General features: G+C 37.7%; 14 protein-coding genes. 4 read left to right on the top strand and 10 right to left on the bottom strand.

All coding sequences use genetic code 11. The features are described 5' to 3' along the window. Nucleotides 1-68 precede the first annotated feature (68 nt). Nucleotides 69-1,295, bottom strand: coding sequence for an MFS transporter (locus tag NSQ95_RS17430; RefSeq protein ID WP_251553310.1), 1,227 nt, complete (start codon nt 1,293-1,295; stop codon nt 69-71). Nucleotides 1,296-1,468: 173 nt separating this feature from the next. Here NSQ95_RS17430 and thrC point away from each other — a divergent pair, with 173 nt between their 5' ends. Together thrC and thrB are read left to right on the top strand one after the other, a co-directional pair. Beyond that, the gene (gene thrC, locus NSQ95_RS17435; protein WP_298467707.1) at nt 1,469-2,527 is read left to right on the top strand and encodes a threonine synthase; all 1,059 of its coding nucleotides are present in this window, start codon (nt 1,469-1,471) and stop codon (nt 2,525-2,527) included. Further along, nucleotides 2,527-3,468 (top strand): homoserine kinase, encoded by a 942-nt coding sequence (gene thrB / locus NSQ95_RS17440; protein WP_298467704.1) that lies wholly within the window; start codon nt 2,527-2,529, stop codon nt 3,466-3,468. Before thrC ends, thrB begins: the two co-directional genes overlap by 1 nt. A 73-nt stretch (nt 3,469-3,541) precedes the next feature. Here the strand turns inward: thrB and zupT are convergent, their stop codons facing one another. The 6 genes from zupT to NSQ95_RS17470 all read right to left on the bottom strand — a co-directional run bounded on the left by zupT (nt 3,542) and on the right by NSQ95_RS17470 (nt 9,460). Beyond that, a complete protein-coding gene (gene zupT, locus NSQ95_RS17445; RefSeq protein WP_169358489.1) occupies nt 3,542-4,351 on the bottom strand; it encodes a zinc transporter ZupT in 810 nt (269 codons plus the stop codon). Nucleotides 4,352-4,434: 83 nt separating this feature from the next. Next, on the bottom strand, nt 4,435-5,061 hold the full coding sequence (locus NSQ95_RS17450) for a uracil-DNA glycosylase (protein ID WP_342560830.1): 627 nt from the start codon (nt 5,059-5,061) through the stop codon (nt 4,435-4,437). Nucleotides 5,062-5,131: 70 nt separating this feature from the next. Further along, a complete protein-coding gene (locus tag NSQ95_RS17455) occupies nt 5,132-5,749 on the bottom strand; it encodes a phosphatase PAP2 family protein (protein ID WP_342560012.1) in 618 nt (205 codons plus the stop codon). A 190-nt stretch (nt 5,750-5,939) separates the two neighbouring features. After that, nucleotides 5,940-6,845 carry an NAD(P)/FAD-dependent oxidoreductase gene (locus NSQ95_RS17460; RefSeq protein ID WP_251553351.1) on the bottom strand — a complete coding sequence of 302 codons (906 nt, stop codon included), beginning with the start codon at nt 6,843-6,845 and terminating at the stop codon, nt 5,940-5,942. A 210-nt stretch (nt 6,846-7,055) separates the two neighbouring features. Continuing rightward, entirely contained in the window at nt 7,056-7,898 is an 843-nt protein-coding gene (locus NSQ95_RS17465; protein WP_340881699.1) for a DUF6612 family protein, read from the bottom strand. A 74-nt stretch (nt 7,899-7,972) separates the two neighbouring features. Further along, a complete protein-coding gene (locus tag NSQ95_RS17470; protein WP_340881698.1) occupies nt 7,973-9,460 on the bottom strand; it encodes a peptide MFS transporter in 1,488 nt (495 codons plus the stop codon). Nucleotides 9,461-9,593: 133 nt separating this feature from the next. Here NSQ95_RS17470 and NSQ95_RS17475 point away from each other — a divergent pair, with 133 nt between their 5' ends. After that, nucleotides 9,594-11,312 carry an ABC transporter ATP-binding protein gene (locus NSQ95_RS17475; protein ID WP_342560013.1) on the top strand — a complete coding sequence of 573 codons (1,719 nt, stop codon included), beginning with the start codon at nt 9,594-9,596 and terminating at the stop codon, nt 11,310-11,312. A gap of 76 nt (nt 11,313-11,388) precedes the next feature. Here the strand turns inward: NSQ95_RS17475 and hflX are convergent, their stop codons facing one another. The 3 genes from hflX to NSQ95_RS17490 all read right to left on the bottom strand — a co-directional run bounded on the left by hflX (nt 11,389) and on the right by NSQ95_RS17490 (nt 15,526). Further along, nucleotides 11,389-12,660 (bottom strand): GTPase HflX, encoded by a 1,272-nt coding sequence (gene hflX / locus NSQ95_RS17480; RefSeq protein ID WP_342560014.1) that lies wholly within the window; start codon nt 12,658-12,660, stop codon nt 11,389-11,391. Nucleotides 12,661-12,675: 15 nt separating this feature from the next. Continuing rightward, entirely contained in the window at nt 12,676-13,416 is a 741-nt protein-coding gene (locus NSQ95_RS17485; RefSeq protein WP_340881695.1) for a VOC family protein, read from the bottom strand. A gap of 472 nt (nt 13,417-13,888) precedes the next feature. Next, complete coding sequence (locus NSQ95_RS17490; RefSeq protein ID WP_342560831.1) at nt 13,889-15,526, bottom strand: AMP-binding protein; 1,638 nt, start codon at nt 15,524-15,526, stop codon at nt 13,889-13,891. A gap of 165 nt (nt 15,527-15,691) precedes the next feature. On the opposite strand from NSQ95_RS17490, the gene NSQ95_RS17495 reads away from it, so the two are divergent. Further along, nucleotides 15,692-16,861, top strand: coding sequence for an SAM-dependent methyltransferase (locus NSQ95_RS17495; protein WP_340881694.1), 1,170 nt, complete (start codon nt 15,692-15,694; stop codon nt 16,859-16,861). Nucleotides 16,862-16,885: the final 24 nt, after the last annotated feature.

Consider the following 16,885-nt stretch of genomic DNA (forward strand, 5'->3'; position numbering starts at 1 on the left):
GGGCAAAGCGAGGAAGAATTTCCCAAACAATAAAAAAACTGCCTCATAGGAAGCAGCTTTTTACCTTCTTATTCTAGTTCCACTTGTTTAGTTTCCGTTCCTAAGAATATAATTGCTATTACACCTATGATAATGGCAATACAGAAGATACCAAAGATCCATCCAATTTCATACCCAGCAGTCACTAGAGAACCTACTAATAATGGGCCAAGTATTCCACCAATACGTCCGACAGATGCAGCCATACCTGATCCTGTTGCACGAATAACAGTTGGATACTGCTCTGGTGAGTATGCATACAATGCTCCCCACGCTCCCAAGTTAAAGAAGGACAGCAGCATACCAGATACGATCAAGACCGCTGTTGTTTCTGCAGACCCAAATACAAAAGCACTTGCCGCAGTCCCTAACAAATAGGTAACAAGAACAAATTTACGTCCTGCTTTCTCAATTAGCCAAGCAGCAGAAAAATAACCAGGTAATTGGGCTAAGGTCATAATGAGAACATACTCAAAGCTTTGGATAAGAGAGAAACCTTTCATGACCATCACACTCGGTAGCCATAAAAACATCCCGTAATAAGAAAACACGACAGTAAACCAGACAATCCATAACATGAGTGTTGCTTTTGCATACTTCTTTGCCCATACACCCTTCATATTTTGGATGATAGATCTAGTTTCAGTATTTTTTTCAGTATATTTTGGAGAGTCAGGTAGCTTTAAACGTAAATAGATCGCATAAAACGCAGGTAACGCAGTGATCAATAGTGCAACTCTCCAACCATAGTCAGGAATTATAAAGTAAGCAATCAATGCGGAAATAATCCAACCAGCTGCCCAGAAGCTTTCTAGTAAGACAACTACTCGTCCTCTTTCCTTTGCCTCCACACTTTCTGACACTAAAGTAGACGCAACAGGTAGCTCTCCCCCAAGCCCCATACCTACAAGAAAGCGTAGAGCTAAAAATGCAAATAACGTGGTAGTTAAAGCAGATAGACCACTTGCTACGGAAAACAAGATGAGCGTTATCATAAATATTTTCTTTCTGCCAACCTTATCGGCCAATACTCCAAATACTAGAGCACCTACTGCCATACCAATGGAGTTAACACTTCCAATCCAGCCCATTTCATTTGGGGTTAGTGCCCACTCAGTAGCTAAGGCTGCGATAACGAAAGATAAAATCCCGACGTCCATTGCATCGAACATCCATGCTAGCCCTGCTATACCAAGCAATTTATTTTTAGATAATGGCTTTTGTTTACTAACTTTTTCTTCATTAATTGTAGTCATTTTCTTCCCCTGTCTTTACACCTGTAATGTTTTTAGTTTACATGATTAGTATACTCATTGTTTAGGTAACTTACAATATAAATTTTTCTTGTTTTTTTGAAATATTTAGAGTAAAATGTCCTTTATACAAATACAAATGTTTACTCAAGAAGAACAGAAGGGCGGAAATTTACATGGCTTGGCAAGGACTTATTGAACAATATAAAGAATTCTTACCTGTTACAGAAAATACACCTAAACTTACATTATTAGAGGGGAATACCCCTCTTATTAAATTAGAAAATTTATCAGAAGAATTAGGAATTGAGCTATTCGCAAAAATAGAAGGAGCAAATCCAACAGGATCCTTCAAAGATAGAGGAATGGTATTTGCAGTAGCAAAGGCGAAAGAGGAAGGTAGCAAAGCAGTTATTTGTGCGTCTACTGGTAACACTTCAGCTGCTGCAGCTGCCTATGCAGCAAGAGCCGGAATGCGTGCAGTAATTGTCATACCTGAGGGAAAGGTCGCTGCTGGGAAACTAGCTCAGGCTTATATGTATGGAGCTGAAGTTATTCAAATAGAAGGTAACTTTGACGTGGCATTAGATATGGTTCGTACTATTAGCGAATCTTCCCCGATTACTCTAGTAAACTCTGTAAATCCTTATAGAATAGAAGGACAAAAAACTGCATCTTTCGAGATTTGCGATGTACTTGGAGCTGCTCCAGATTATTTAGCAATACCAGTTGGCAATGCCGGGAATATTACAGCCTATTGGAAGGGGTTTAAGGAATATAACGACAAAAAGCAAACTGGACTACCCAAAATATTTGGTTTTGAAGCAGAGGGTGCTGCCGCTATAGTTCAAGGCAAACCTATAGAATTTCCTGAGACAATTGCCACAGCCATTCGGATCGGTAATCCAGCAAGCTGGGAATATGCCGTTGCTGCAAGGGATGAATCAGGAGGACTTATCGAGGCTGTATCTGATGATGAGATGATTGCGGCATATAAGCTAATTGCTAGTAGAGAGGGTATCTTTGCAGAACCTGCATCCTGTGCATCCATCGCTGGAGTTTTAAGATCTGTCAAGGAAGGTAAGATAAAACCTGGCAGCAAGGTCGTTGCCATTCTAACTGGAAATGGGTTAAAGGATCCGCAAACTGCAATTGATGTAAAAGTGGAACCACCACATAAAATTGAAAGTAACGCAACTGCACTAAGTGCATTTATAGAGGGGGTGCTCGCATAATGTCATGGACTATTTCAATACCAGCAAGCACAGCAAACTTAGGTCCTGGTTTTGACTCAATAGGTATTGCATTAGACAAGTATTTAGAAGTTGAGGTAGAACTTGCTCCCCAGATTTCTATCGAAAATTTGACTGAGAATCTGCCAGTCGTCTCCGACCCAGCTGATCATCTGATTGTCCAGGCTGCTTCTAAAACAGCAGCTATGCATGGACTGGAACTACCAGCTTGTGCATTACGATTAAAAAGCGAAATCCCTCTAGCCCGCGGTATGGGAAGTAGTGCGTCTGCAGTAGTTGCTGGAATTGAGGTAGCCAATCAATTGCTAGAGCTTCAGCTGACTGCTCATGACAAGCTAAAAATAGCTACAATGATAGAAGGCCATCCTGATAATGCGGCTGCCTCTATTTTTGGAGGCTTTACTATATCTTCTAGTACTGATTATGGAGAAATTCACGTTTTTCATTCATACCATATAAATGCTAGTTTTGTATTAGCTATTCCTTCATTTGAACTTAAAACAGAACTAGCTAGAAATGTCTTACCTGAGCATTACACACGACCAATCGCGACACAGGCTAGTGCTTCTGCAAATTTATTGGTAGCTGCTTTCCTCTCTCAGTCCTTTGAGCAGGCAGGTATATACATGGAAGAGGATTTGTTTCATGAGCCTTATCGATTAGACCTAATCCCACATAGTAGAGCTCTAAAAATCGCAGCAAAAAAAGCTGGTGCTTTCGGTACTTGTATTAGTGGTGCTGGCCCTACCCTGTTGTCTCTTGTACAAAAAGGAAAGGAAATGGAGTTTATCTCTCAAATGAAAGACTCTTTTCCTAGCTTTGAATTTGTGCCAACCTCTATCAATAAAACAGGAATTGTTTCTTTAAAGCAAAAACCAAGCAAAGAGGTATCAAAACGGCCACCTCAGCTTTCCTCTATTTAAATAGGAATCTCCGTTCTGTTCATATAAAAAGCAGTGAAAGTCTCTCATCACGAGAAGACCTTCACTGCCTTTTTTATGCCATTAATACTAAACTTAAAGCCATCACAAGCATCCCAGCTACAACCCCATACATTGAAGAATGAGTTTCATCATACTTCTTCGCAGCAGGCAATAGCTCATCTAACGAAATAAATACCATAATACCGGCAACTGCCGCAAAAATTATCCCGAACATTACACCATTTAAAAATGGCATCAATATTAGAAAGGCAACTAAAGCACCTACTGGTTCTGCTAGCCCGGATAGGAATGAAAGTTTAAATGCTTTCATTCGACTACCCGTAGCATAAAATATAGGAACCGCTACGGCAATCCCCTCTGGAATATTATGAATAGCTACTGCAATAGCTATTGCTATACCAAGGTTAGGATCCTGTAATGCTGAAGCAAAGGTTGCAATCCCCTCTGGGAAATTATGAATACCAATAGCAAGAGCAGTAAACATACCCATTTTCATTAAACGAGCATCTTCTGCATTCGCTGGTTTGAGTTTCATATCCTCAACACCTTTTACTTCATGCGGATTTTCATGTGAAGGAATCAACCTATCTATTAAAGCGATGAAAAACATTCCGCCGAAGAAACCAGCTAAAGTAACCCAATAGCCATTAGTAGAACCTAGCTCTTCTACTAATGAATCTTTGGCCTTAACAAATATCTCTACGAGGGAAACATAAATCATCACACCAGCTGAAAACCCAAGTGCTACAGATAGAAACTTTTTGTTTGTTCTAGTAGTAAGTAAAGACAATAAGCTCCCTATACCAGTAGCTAGGCCAGCAAATAAAGTAAGTAATAATGCAAAAACTACATTTCCATCCATTGACCCATCTTCTTTCTCTCTAATTTAAGCTTATTATACTTAAAAAGTTTCCTTTAAGCAACTTTCTTCAACCTAAGAAAGTGTCAAAATTTTTGCGTTTTAATGTAATCCCCTATCGTTTTCCAATCATCTTCTAGAAATTCTCTGTTGGAAGGGCGATAGAATACAGAAGCAGGATGATAGGTTGGAATAATTGTATAGGTTTCACTAGACCAAGTATATTGGGTGGAGTTTAAAGACTCTAAAATTTGAACCGGTCTTTGCAATAATTGACCGTGTAATTTAGAAACTGTCGCACTTTTTCCAAGTAAGCGTTGTAATCCCACATTACCTAACGTAACGATTAGTAATGGAGAAATATTTAATAGTTCAAAATCTAAAATTGGAGCATGGGCAATGATTTCACTTTGAGTAGGAGGACGATTATACTTCTTTTTTACTGTCTCACCATTTCTTTGTTTTTTTTCTTTCCAGATAAATGGACGGCTTCTTACAGCACTTGTCATATACACTTCTTCTCTTGTGAGCCCTATACTAGCTAACGATTTTTTTAGCTCCTCCCCTGCTCTACCTACAAAAGGGAGACCTTGTATCGCCTCGTTCTCTCCTGGCGCTTCTCCCACTAGCATAAGAGTAGGCTTTCTCGGTCCTTTACCTTTTACAAAACCTTCAACCGGTGATCCCTCTATTCTTTTTATGCATATATCCATTAAATGGTTCGGTATCTCAAACACTTTCTTTCCTCCTTACAAAAAATCCTCTCCACGAATCGGAAAGGATTTATAATCTATTATTTTTATTTTTTCTATTACGCTTTCTATATTCGTACCACAGAGCCACCAATACAAACCATGTATACCCGACCATCCATCCAGCAAACACATCGGATGCATAGTGGCGAGATTCTGCTATTCGAGAAAGTCCTATCATGATAGACATGAATATGGCCCCCAACCAAATGGTTACGGTGATTTTTCTATTAGTCTGATGCTCAGTAGCTAAATAAGCAATTGTAAACAAATAGAGCAGGCCAACCATCGCATGACCTGAGGGGAAACTATAAGTTTCTAATTGGGAAGGGACGTCGGGACGTTCTCGTTGAATCACTCTTTTAAGCAGTTGGTTCAAGGCATTCCCAACCCCAACCGTAAATAAAACATATAGCATGCCTCGATAATTATGAGAACGTATCCATAATAATAAAATAATTAATAACGCGATAAGTAAAATAAATTTTGTATCACCAAAATAGTGAAATGCTGTGATGAATGAATTACCTTCAAGAAGATTGCCCATTTTTTGATCTAACGACACTACCTTATCTTTAGCTATATTCAAAAACAGCATTGTAAACCCAAGTAATGTAACAAGTCCTAGTGGATAAAACCATTTTTTCACAGAATCCCTCCTATTTGTTATAAAAATTATAAGCCAGATAGCTTACAAGTACAAAGAATTAGCGAATGATATAAATCCATAAGCTAATTTTAGAGAGGGGGCAGAGGTTCTAAGCAACCTCTGTTTTTAAGGATAATCGATTAGGGGAATAGACAGGTTTTAATGAGTCAAAGATGCATTTATAAAAAAACTAGAATCGTTCCTCTGTCAAATCTGTGTTAATGGAGACTGCCGCCTTATTTCCATCTGCAGCTGCAATCAAAAGAGATGAAGGTATAGGCTTTCTAGATTCTCCAGCAACATATACATTTTTTTGTGTTGTTCGACAACGTGGGTCAGTCATCACTCTTCCTTTCTCATCTATTTCACACCCTAATTTCTCAGCAAAGTAGTTTGGGCGATAATACGTGGGAGCAACAAATCCAAGAGTTCTATTAATAATCTCACCGGACGCCAACTTTACCTCTTTGAGATAACCCTCTTCACCCACAAGTTCCTCTATTCGATCATTTTTTATTTCAATATTATGCTTGGCAAGCTCGCGCATACCTTCCTCTGATAAGTTATTTCCATTAGTTAGCACCAACAGGTCATTTGACCAATTATAAATGAGTTTAACCATATGTAGGATGTGTTCTTCCTTTTCAGCTAGAATCAGAAGTGGCTTATCCCGTAACTCCCACCCATCACAATAAGGACAACTAAAGAGGCTTTTTCCATAGAACTTCCGAATACTTTCAATCGGAAACACTTCTTGAATACCTGTTGCAAGCAATAATTTTTCGGAAACATATTCATTATTGTCTCTTGTTTTTACGATAAAATTACCTTCCTCTTTCTCTCTCCTTACTTCAATAATGGTCTTATTAAAGTAACTTACATTCGGGTAATTTTTTAATTCACTTAGCCCAATCCCTTTGAATTCATGTGGTTTTATGCCATCTCTTGTTATAAAGCCGTGTGATTCATGAGTTACTCTATTACGATTTGTCCCATCGTCGAATAAGGCAATTTTTCTTCGTGCTCTTCCTAAAGTTAAACTAGCACCCAAGCCTGCGGGGCCGCCTCCGATAATAATACAGTCATACATTGATATTGCCTCCTTACATAAGCCAAGTCAAAGAGGTTAGCATGCTAACCTTCCTTTTATTAAATAATTTTCCCCTTTTAGTGTTCCCTAAATTTAATGTTTCCTAACATTACTTTATTAAGAAAACTTTTAAAAAACTAAAGGGCTTGAAGGATATAAAAAGCCTGCCTATAAATGTTGAATTATCCAACAATTATAGGCAGGCTTTACTCATTTTTATATAGTTATCGCACTATCAATAACTTCTTGAGGAATTTCAATTTTTTCTACTCCATTAAAGTTAGAGAAATCTGTCTTCATATCTTGATTCATATTAATAGATTCGCCTTCTGCCTCCATATCCATATCTACAGTAACATCAACCTTAGTAGTTTGGAAGCTCTCTTTATCAATATGAATTAAGTAACTGATTGAATTAATTTTCACATCTAGTTGTACGTCTTCTCCAGCCTGTGCCATGCTTTGAAGCGTTTCATCTATTTGAGCTTGTACTAATTCATTAAATTTGTCACCTGATGCATCAAGTGTCAAAATATAATTTTTGTCATCTTGTTCAAACTTAAAGTCTTTAATATAGTCTTCAAGTTCAGCAAGCGAGCTAGCAGGATTAGCTGAGCTAGTTTGTGCCATGACGTCACCCAGTGCATCTGTTGGTAGCTTCATCCACTGCTTCCCTGTTCCCTCATACATATAGAACTCAGTTCCATTGAAGTACATCTCTGTTTCCATCGACTCGTCCATTGATCCGTCTTCTGTTTTCATAGAAGTTGTTCCTTTTTGGTACATTTGCATTGGTTCAATAACTACATCCATATCCATGTCAGCCTTAAGCTCTACGTTTGCTTCTTCACTTGGTATATTCATTTTTTGGTGTAGATTCACTTTAGCAGAAACACTTGACAGTTCTTCTGATACCGCCAATGATTTGTTATATACTTCTTCCAAAGTCATATCAGTAGTTTCTTTTACTTCCTTATTAGCCGGCGTAGCAGTGTCGTTACAAGCAGCTAATGCAAAAGTCATCGTAGTAGCCACTAATAGCATTTTCCATTTCTTCATGTTAGTCCCATCCCTTCTTTGTTTCATACTTAACATACGAACAAATTATTGAAAGGTTTCACTTTTTTTACAAATTAACGAATACCACGCATGTATTTTTGGATGACCGGTGTCATTAGATAAAGAATTACCCCTAACCCTATTGCAATTGCACCTATTACTCCAAAGTACATAATTTCTGTTTCTGGCTTGTACAATTTTACAACCTGCGCATTAATTGCTTGTGCAGAGGCATTTGTCATAAACCATAAACTCATCGTTTGCGCAGCAAAAGCAGCTGGAGCTAGCTTTGTAGTTGCAGACAAACCAACTGGTGAAAGAAGTAACTCACCAAGTACTACTAAGAAAAAGCTTAGAACAAGCCACATAGGATTAGCTAACGTATCAGTACCATTAAAGTAAGCAGGGAAAATCATTACTACAAAGGACAGACCCGCAAAGAATAACCCATATGCAAATTTACGAGGGGTTGACGGTTGTCTATTCCCAAGTTTCACCCATAACCATGCAAAGACAGGAGCAAGGGCGATGATAAATAATGGATTCAACGATTGGAACCACGCAGGTGAAATTTCAAATGACCCAAGAGTTAGATCTACACGCTCATCTGCATATTGAGCTAAAATGTTAGAACCTTGCTCTTGAATTGCCCAGAACATCATAGCTGCTACGAAAAGTGGAATGTAAGCAAGTAAACGAGACTTTTCATCTTCCGTTGACTTATCACTTCTATACATAATAATGAAGTATAGAGTTGGGATTAAAATACCAAGTATGGAGATAGTCATAGTGAAAACGTTAATCGTCATAATACCAGCTTGAATCAGATAAAAACCAAGTGCTGCAATAATTACTACGGCTATTACTAATCTCGTAAAGAATTTTTTCTTTCCTTCTTTAGTAAGCGGATTTGGTACATAAGATCCTGCCAAGCCTAAATATTTTTTCTTAGTTAGTAAAAAGACTACTAAACCTATTGCCATACCTACAGCTGCCAAACCAAATCCTAAATGGAAGTTATACTCTAAGCCGATTGTCCCAACGATTAATGGTGCAATGAAAGCTCCCATATTAATACCCATATAGAAAATACTGAAACCTGAATCTCTACGAGCATCCTCAGCGGAATATAAATCACCGACAATAGTAGAAATATTAGACTTTAATAAACCAGTACCAATAATGATAAATGCCATGGATATGAATAAGGTAGTTAAACCACCTGGGAATGCCAGTACAATATGACCGATCATAATTAATACTCCGCCATAGAACACTGTTCTTGTAGTACCGAATAGTCTATCGGCTATCCAACCACCAATAATCCCAGACATATAAACTAAGGAACCATAAACAGCCATAATAGAGTTCGCTGTTGATCGTTCTAGCCCTAAACCGCCTTGAGTCACTTCGTAATACATATAATAGATTAAAATTGCGCGCATACCGTAGTATGAAAAACGCTCCCAAAACTCCGTAAAGAACAAGGATAGAAGACCTTTCGGCTGTCCAAAAAATCCTGTTTGTGGTACGGATTTTACTATTTCTTCTTTCGATAACATCTAATTACGCCTCATTTCTACAAAATAATAATTAAAATATTTCCTATTCTTTCAAAAAAGAAACATTATAATATTTCGACAACTGAAATTATTCGTTATAATAGTCGTTATGATAATGAAAAGGGGATACGAAATGCTCAAGAAATTTTTTTCATTTTACAAACCACATAAACGATTATTTATTATTGATTTTAGCAGTGCCGTTTTTGTTGCAATTTTAGAACTAGCATTCCCAGTAGCTGTGCAATGGTTTATCGATGACCTTCTGCCCTCAGGAAATTGGGAAACAATCGTGCGTGTAGGTATAGTTCTCTTATTCGTCTATATTATTAGTACTGTACTCCAATATATCGTGAGCTACTTGGGGCACAAGTTAGGTATTAACATTGAGACGGATATGAGACAAAAACTATTTAACCATGTCCAACGACAATCATTCCGGTTTTTTGATAACACGAAAACGGGCCACATTATGAGTAGAATCACAAATGACCTGTTTGATATCGGAGAACTAGCACATCATGGACCCGAGGACCTATTTATTGCCATAATGACTATTATAGGTACCTTCACTATTATGTTCAACATTAATCCCGAGTTGGCTATTATTGCTATTATAATGGTTCCATTTTTATCTATTGTAGCAACCTATGGGAATATCATGATGAATAAAGCTTGGAAAAATATGTACGGGAAAATCGCTGACGTCAATGCAAGAGTAGAAGACAGCGTTTCCGGAGTACGAGTTGTCCAATCCTTTACAAATGAAAATTTTGAAATTTCAAGATTCAAGGAAGATAATTCACAATTCCGAATAGCGAAACTAAAAGCTTACAAAGTCATGGCAGGTACTCATTCTACCATCTATATGATGACAAGGCTAGTAACTTTAGTTGTCCTGGTAGTAGGAGCATGGTTCTCTTTTCAAAACTACATAACTTATGGAGAGCTAGTAAGTTTTATTTTATATGTAAATGTACTAATTAAGCCAGTGGATAAAATTACCGCTTTATTGGAATTATATCCTAAAGGAATGGCTGGATTTAAGCGCTTCTTAGAATTAGTGGAGCAAGAGCCGGAAATAGAAGATAAACCGAATGCAATTCAAGTAAATCATTTAAACGGTAATATTTCCTTTAGTCATGTTAGCTTCCAATACGATGAGCATAAAACTGTGTTAAAGGATATTAACCTTTCCATACGTGCTGGTGAAACAGTAGCATTTGTTGGTCCTTCCGGGGCAGGGAAAACAACCATTTGTTCCTTAATACCTCGTTTTTACGATGTCAGTGACGGGGCAATTTCTGTTGATGGGATCAATATACAAGATTTATCTCTTCAATCACTCCGCTCACAAATCGGAATAGTCCAACAGGATGTATTTTTGTTTACCGGCACCATTCGAGAAAATATTGCTTATGGAAAAAAGGATGCTACGGAAGAGGAGATTAGAAGTGCAGCTAAGAAAGCACATTTAGAAAGCTTAATCGCTTCCTTACCAGCCGGGTATGAAACACAAATAGGTGAACGTGGACTAAAATTGTCAGGTGGACAAAAACAAAGACTGGCAATAGCTCGAATGTTTTTAAAGAATCCGCCTATTCTCATTTTGGATGAGGCAACTTCTGCTCTCGATACAGAAACAGAAAAAATTATCCAGCAATCACTAATGGAGCTAGCAGAGGATCGTACTACTCTTATAATTGCACACCGCTTAGCAACAATTAGAGACGCGGACCGGGTAATTGTAGTAACTGAGGACGGAATTGCCGAAGATGGATCATACAACGAGCTTGTGGCTAAAGAAGGTATTTTTGCAAGACTTCATAACATACAGTTTCAACAAGTTTAAACTAAAATATACTTAGCTAATTTGAAAAAAACAGCATAAAAAAGAAGCTCCGAAAATTTTTCGGAGCTTCTTATTTTTATGGGTTATACACAAATCCCTCTAAACGATCATAATCTGATTTTTTTAATTCCACGTGCACTAGCGTTCCTTCTTCCTCATATGAGGTCGACTTAACTGTGGCTTTCTCATTAAGATATGAAACGATATCTCCTCGATCAAATGGAATTAGCAGATCGCACTGAACATAGTCAGAGAATATATACTTTTTAATAATATCTAACAGTTCATCTAAACCTTTCCCATCTTTTGCAGATATCCAGATATTACTTCCTGCAACGTGTGGGTACATCATGTCTGCTAAATCCGATTTATTGTAAACAAAAATTGTTGGAACGTCCTTTACTCCCACTTCAAGTAGAGTTTCATTCGTCACATCCATCATATAGCGGTGTTCATCATTAGAAACGTCTACCACATGTAATAGTAGATTAGCGTCCCTTGCTTCCTCAAGTGTTGATCGGAATGCCTTCACTAGATGATGGGGTAGTTTACTGACAAATCCTACTGTATCAGTTAATAGGAATTCCTTTTGGTCTGGTAGTTTAATTTGACGGACGGAAGTTTCCAATGTAGCAAAGAGCATGTCTTTCTCAAATACTTGCTTCGATTGTTCTTGTCCAATCTTTTGAAGCAGTTGGTTCATAATCGTAGACTTTCCGGCATTGGTATAGCCAACTAGAGAAACAACAGGTATATTATTTTTTTTACGTTGTTTTCTTTGCGTTTCCCTTTGATCCTTAACTAGTTCTAGCTCTCTCTTCAGCTTTGCTATTTGGTCTTCAATTTTACGACGATCCAGTTCTAGCTTTGTTTCCCCAGCACCACGGTTACTAACTCCCCCGCCCGTACTACCACCCTGACGACCAAGGGAGGCTCGCAGTCCGACAAGTCTCGGTAGCATATATTGAAGTTGTGCTAGTTCCACTTGCATTTGTGCCTCATTGGATTTTGCGCGTCTTGCAAAAATGTCTAAAATTAGCATAGTACGATCTATTACCTTGCATTCTAAATCTCGCTCTAGGTTTCTTATTTGAGATGGAGAAAGTTCATCGTTAAATATAACGAGATTTGCATCTGTAGCATCGAAGAGATTTTTTATCTCCTCTACTTTACCTGTTCCTACATAATGAGAAGATGTCACTCGCTCTAAATTTTGAGTGATTTCACCAACAACCTCCACCTCTAAAGCTGCAGCTAAATTAATAAGCTCCTCTAATTCATATTCGAAATGCTCATCTTTTTGCAGCTTAACTGCAACTACAATCGCTCTTTCATCTAACTGTTCCATTATAAAATCCTCCTCTTAATCGAAACGATATACTCCTTGTTCGTAAACAATAGCTTCTTGGTTAGGGAGGCCTTTAATTTGCACACTAACAAGCCTTTCTTTAGTCCCTTGTTTCAGCTGTTTAAATATTAAATTTGTATTGGGTAAGAATAACGTTTGATGATTGTAAGTAACATTCAGATAGCTAGTCCATTTCTCTATTACTTCCCTTGGATTTTCTACATGAAACTCACAGCTCTCAATGTTGAGTTGGAGGTTACTATTGTTCACTGTTCCCTCCTTCTGAAGCAACTCATATCTTTCATCATCCGTTTCTTCCCACTCTATAAAAAATGGCGCAGGTAAGCTGTCACTAACTTCTTCTTTAATAAATAGCATTTTCCATTTACGTAAAGATCCAGCAGCTGTCTTTCTTTCAGCATACAATACTCCTGTTGTTTCTATACCTTTATTTTCTAAGTCTTTTCTAAGTACTTCCAAATCATTTGCTCTAATGCAAATCGTTCCAAAACCTGGACCTTCATTTAAATCATGGAGCATTAATTCTACTAAAGGGTGTACTACACGCCTAGCTACTTGTTCCTCTTCCATCGCTAACCATTCTACATAACTATTTACCGTATAAAGAAGCGCATTATACGTCCCCCAGTTTAAATGCTGTCCACCAACCACGGCATTAATTCCTTGCTGCTGCCAATCTCCGGCCACTTCTATAGGTTTTTTATTAACAAAATGAACAATATGGTCTAAAAACATACATTCACCTCTTATCTCAAAATTATCCTTTTATTAGATTAAGTATACAGGAAAACTGAAAAAAGCACCGATTATAACCTCGGTGCTTAAATCCTGTATAAGCTCAAATCACAGCTAATACTCACTCTAGGGAACATGAACGGTCCTCACTTTTCCCATTTGCCTGTCGGGGCAGAGATAGGCGCTTGCGCTTTTCTTGATGTCTAGCTTCAGCGCCTTGCCCCTCGGGGTCAAATGGGAAAATACTGCGGTGGCTGAACAGCTGCCTCCTCGCATTTTCCCATTTGCCTGTAGGGGCAGAGATAGGCGCTTGCGCTTTTCTTGGTGTCTAGCTTCAGCGCCTTGCCCCTCGGGTCAAATGGGAAAATACTGCGGTGGCTGAACAGCTGCCTCCTCGCATTTTCCCATTTGCCTGTAGGGGCAGAGATAGGCGCTTGCGCTTTTCTTGGTGTCGATTTCCCAGGAAATATGTCTATGCTTCTATTTTCTCTTTTGACATTTCTCTCAGTAAGAATTTCTGTATCTTCCCTGATGCTGTCATTGGGTATGCATCGATGAATTCAATATATCTTGGTATTTTATGATAAGATATTTTCCCTTTACAGAATTCCTTCAAATCATCTGACGTTAGGCTTTCTCCTGTTTTTAGAATTACCCAAGCCATTAGCTCTTCTCCGTATTTCGGGTCTGGGACACCTACAACCTGTACGTCTTGAATAGCTGGATGCTGATAAAGAAATTCTTCTACTTCTTTCGGATAAATATTCTCACCACCTCGAATTACCATATCCTTGATTCTTCCGGTTATATCGATATAGCCTTCGTCATCCATTACGGCAATATCGCCAGTGTGGAGCCAGCCGTTGTCATCTATTGTCGATTTTGTTGCTTCTTCATTTTTATAGTAGCCTTTCATCACTAAATATCCTCTTGTACATAGTTCCCCTGGTACTCCTGCAGGGGTATCTTCTCCTGTTGCCGGATCTATTATTTTCACTTCTACTCCTGGATGAGCTTTCCCAACTGAGGACACTCTTTTTTCAATTGAATCATCTGTTTTAGTTTGCGTAATAACTGGCGAGGATTCAGTTTGTCCATAGGCAATGGTAATTTCAGTTGCACCCATGTCTTCCATCACTTTCTTCATAACTTCTATCGGACAAATAGAACCAGCCATAATTCCAGTACGTAAAGTAGATAAATCAAATTGCTTAAAATTTGGATGATTTAATTCAGCGATGAACATGGTTGGTACCCCGTGTAAAGCAGTACATTTCTCATCCTGCACTATTTTCAACACTTTCCCTGCATCAAATTGTTCAATGATTACCATTGTGGTCCCATGTGTTACTGAAGCAATTGTTCCCATGACACAACCGAAGCAATGAAAGAAGGGTACAGGTATACAAAGACGATCATGTTCAGTTAGATGAATGTAGTCTCCTACAAGCTGACCATTGTTAACTATATTTTTATGGGAAAGCATTACTCCCTTTGGAAATCCAGTCGTTCCAGAAGTATATTGAATATTAATGACTTCATCATTATGAGTCTCTTTCATCGCATCTTCTAAAGTCTCATCAGATACTCTTTTTGCAAATTCAACGAACTCCGACCATTTATAAATTCCTGGGTAGTCATTTTCACTCATTACAATCACTCGTTTTAAATAGGGAAGTTTTTCAGATTGAATATTCCCTTTTTCTGCTGTATTTATTTGAGGGCAAATTGCACGAATAATGTCGAGATAAGAAGTAGCTTTAAAGGATTCACATAAAATAAGAGTAGTAGCATCTGATTGCTGTAATAGATATTCCAGTTCTTTTTCCTGATAGTTTGTATTAACCGTTACTAAAACTGCTCCCATTTTTCCAGTTGCAAATTGGCTTAATAGCCATTCCCTTTTATTGTCTGACCAAATGGCAATATGTTCTCCTTTTTGAACACCCATGCCAATAAATGCTTTAGCAAGCTCGTCAGTTTCCATATCAAACTCTTTATATGTTTTACGAATCCCATGCTCAGGGTACACATAAGCCTCTTTCTCAGGAAACTTACTTGCGGCTTCCTTTACTATCTCCCCAATTGTTTTTTCATTTAACAACCCAATCTCCCCTTTCGATTGACTACTCACCAATTATATTATCATAAAATTCTGATAGTATAAAAGGTATATAGACGTTTTATCTCTTCTTACACGATAGCTAATCTATCTATGAAATATGTCGTTGTGATACACTAATTTCAAGTATCTTACGAAAAAGAAGGCGATTATATGGAATTCAACGAAATGAAAGACAACGTATTAAAGCAAATCTTATCTAAACAGCTGATTCAAGCAACAATAAGCCAACCAAGGGCTAAATCTAATGAAATAAAGCGCATCAAACTAAAGCCTATTGAAATAAAAAATATGTACCACATCCAATTAGAATACCAATACGAACGTATTTTAAAGCACGAAAATATTCGAATAGAAGAATTCTCTTCAGCATGGGAAAAGTTACTGGATGACTTTCGCCAAATTCACGTTGATTTTATTGAGGAAAAGATTCAAATACAACTTTCTAAGAAAAATAAAGTGATGTATAAAACTGAAAAAAACACTTCATTGAAACAAGTGGATTTATCTCATAATCGTAAAAAAAACTACTTGTTAGACGAGCATACACCTTATCCTTTTTTAATCCGATTAGGAGTTCAAACTTCTGAAGGAAAAGTAAAAAAACAAAAGTACGATAAATTTAAACAAATTAATCGTTTTATTGAGTTTATAGATGATACTTTGGCTTATTTACCAAAGGATAAAACCGTTCGCATTTTAGATTTTGGCTCTGGTAAATCCTATTTAACGTTTGCCCTTTATCACTATTTAAAAATTGAAAAGGGATTAGACATTCGTGTTACGGGACTTGACTTAAAAAAGGAAGTAATTGAAGAATGTTCGCAAATCGCTAAAGATCTAGACTATGACGATTTGGAATTTTTAGTGGGAGATATTAATGATTATAACGACGAAACTGCCGTAGACATGGTTGTTACCTTACATGCTTGTGATGTTGCAACTGATATGGCACTTGCCCGAGCGGTTAAGTGGAATGCTAGCGTCATTTTAAGTGTGCCTTGCTGTCAGCACGAGTTAAATAGACAGCTTGATGCCCCTGGGTTAAACATTATGCTGAAGCATGGATTAATTAAAGAACGTTTTTCAGCACTTGCTACAGATTCAATACGTGCCGAAATATTGAATCTGGTAGGCTACGAGGCCCAATTAGTGGAGTTTATAGATATTGAAAATACGCCTAAAAATATTTTAATACGTGCCTATAAAACAGGTGGAAAGCCAACCCATGAACAAATAGAAGGCTATGAACAATTCAAAGAAATGCTAAACGCTCAACCATTTCTAGAAAATGAACTTAAGGAATACTTGAATATAGACTAATCATGACAATCCAAGGAGAGAACA

The sequence above is a fragment of the Psychrobacillus sp. FSL W7-1457 genome (assembly GCF_038593405.1).
GTDB lineage: Bacteria > Bacillota > Bacilli > Bacillales_A > Planococcaceae > Psychrobacillus.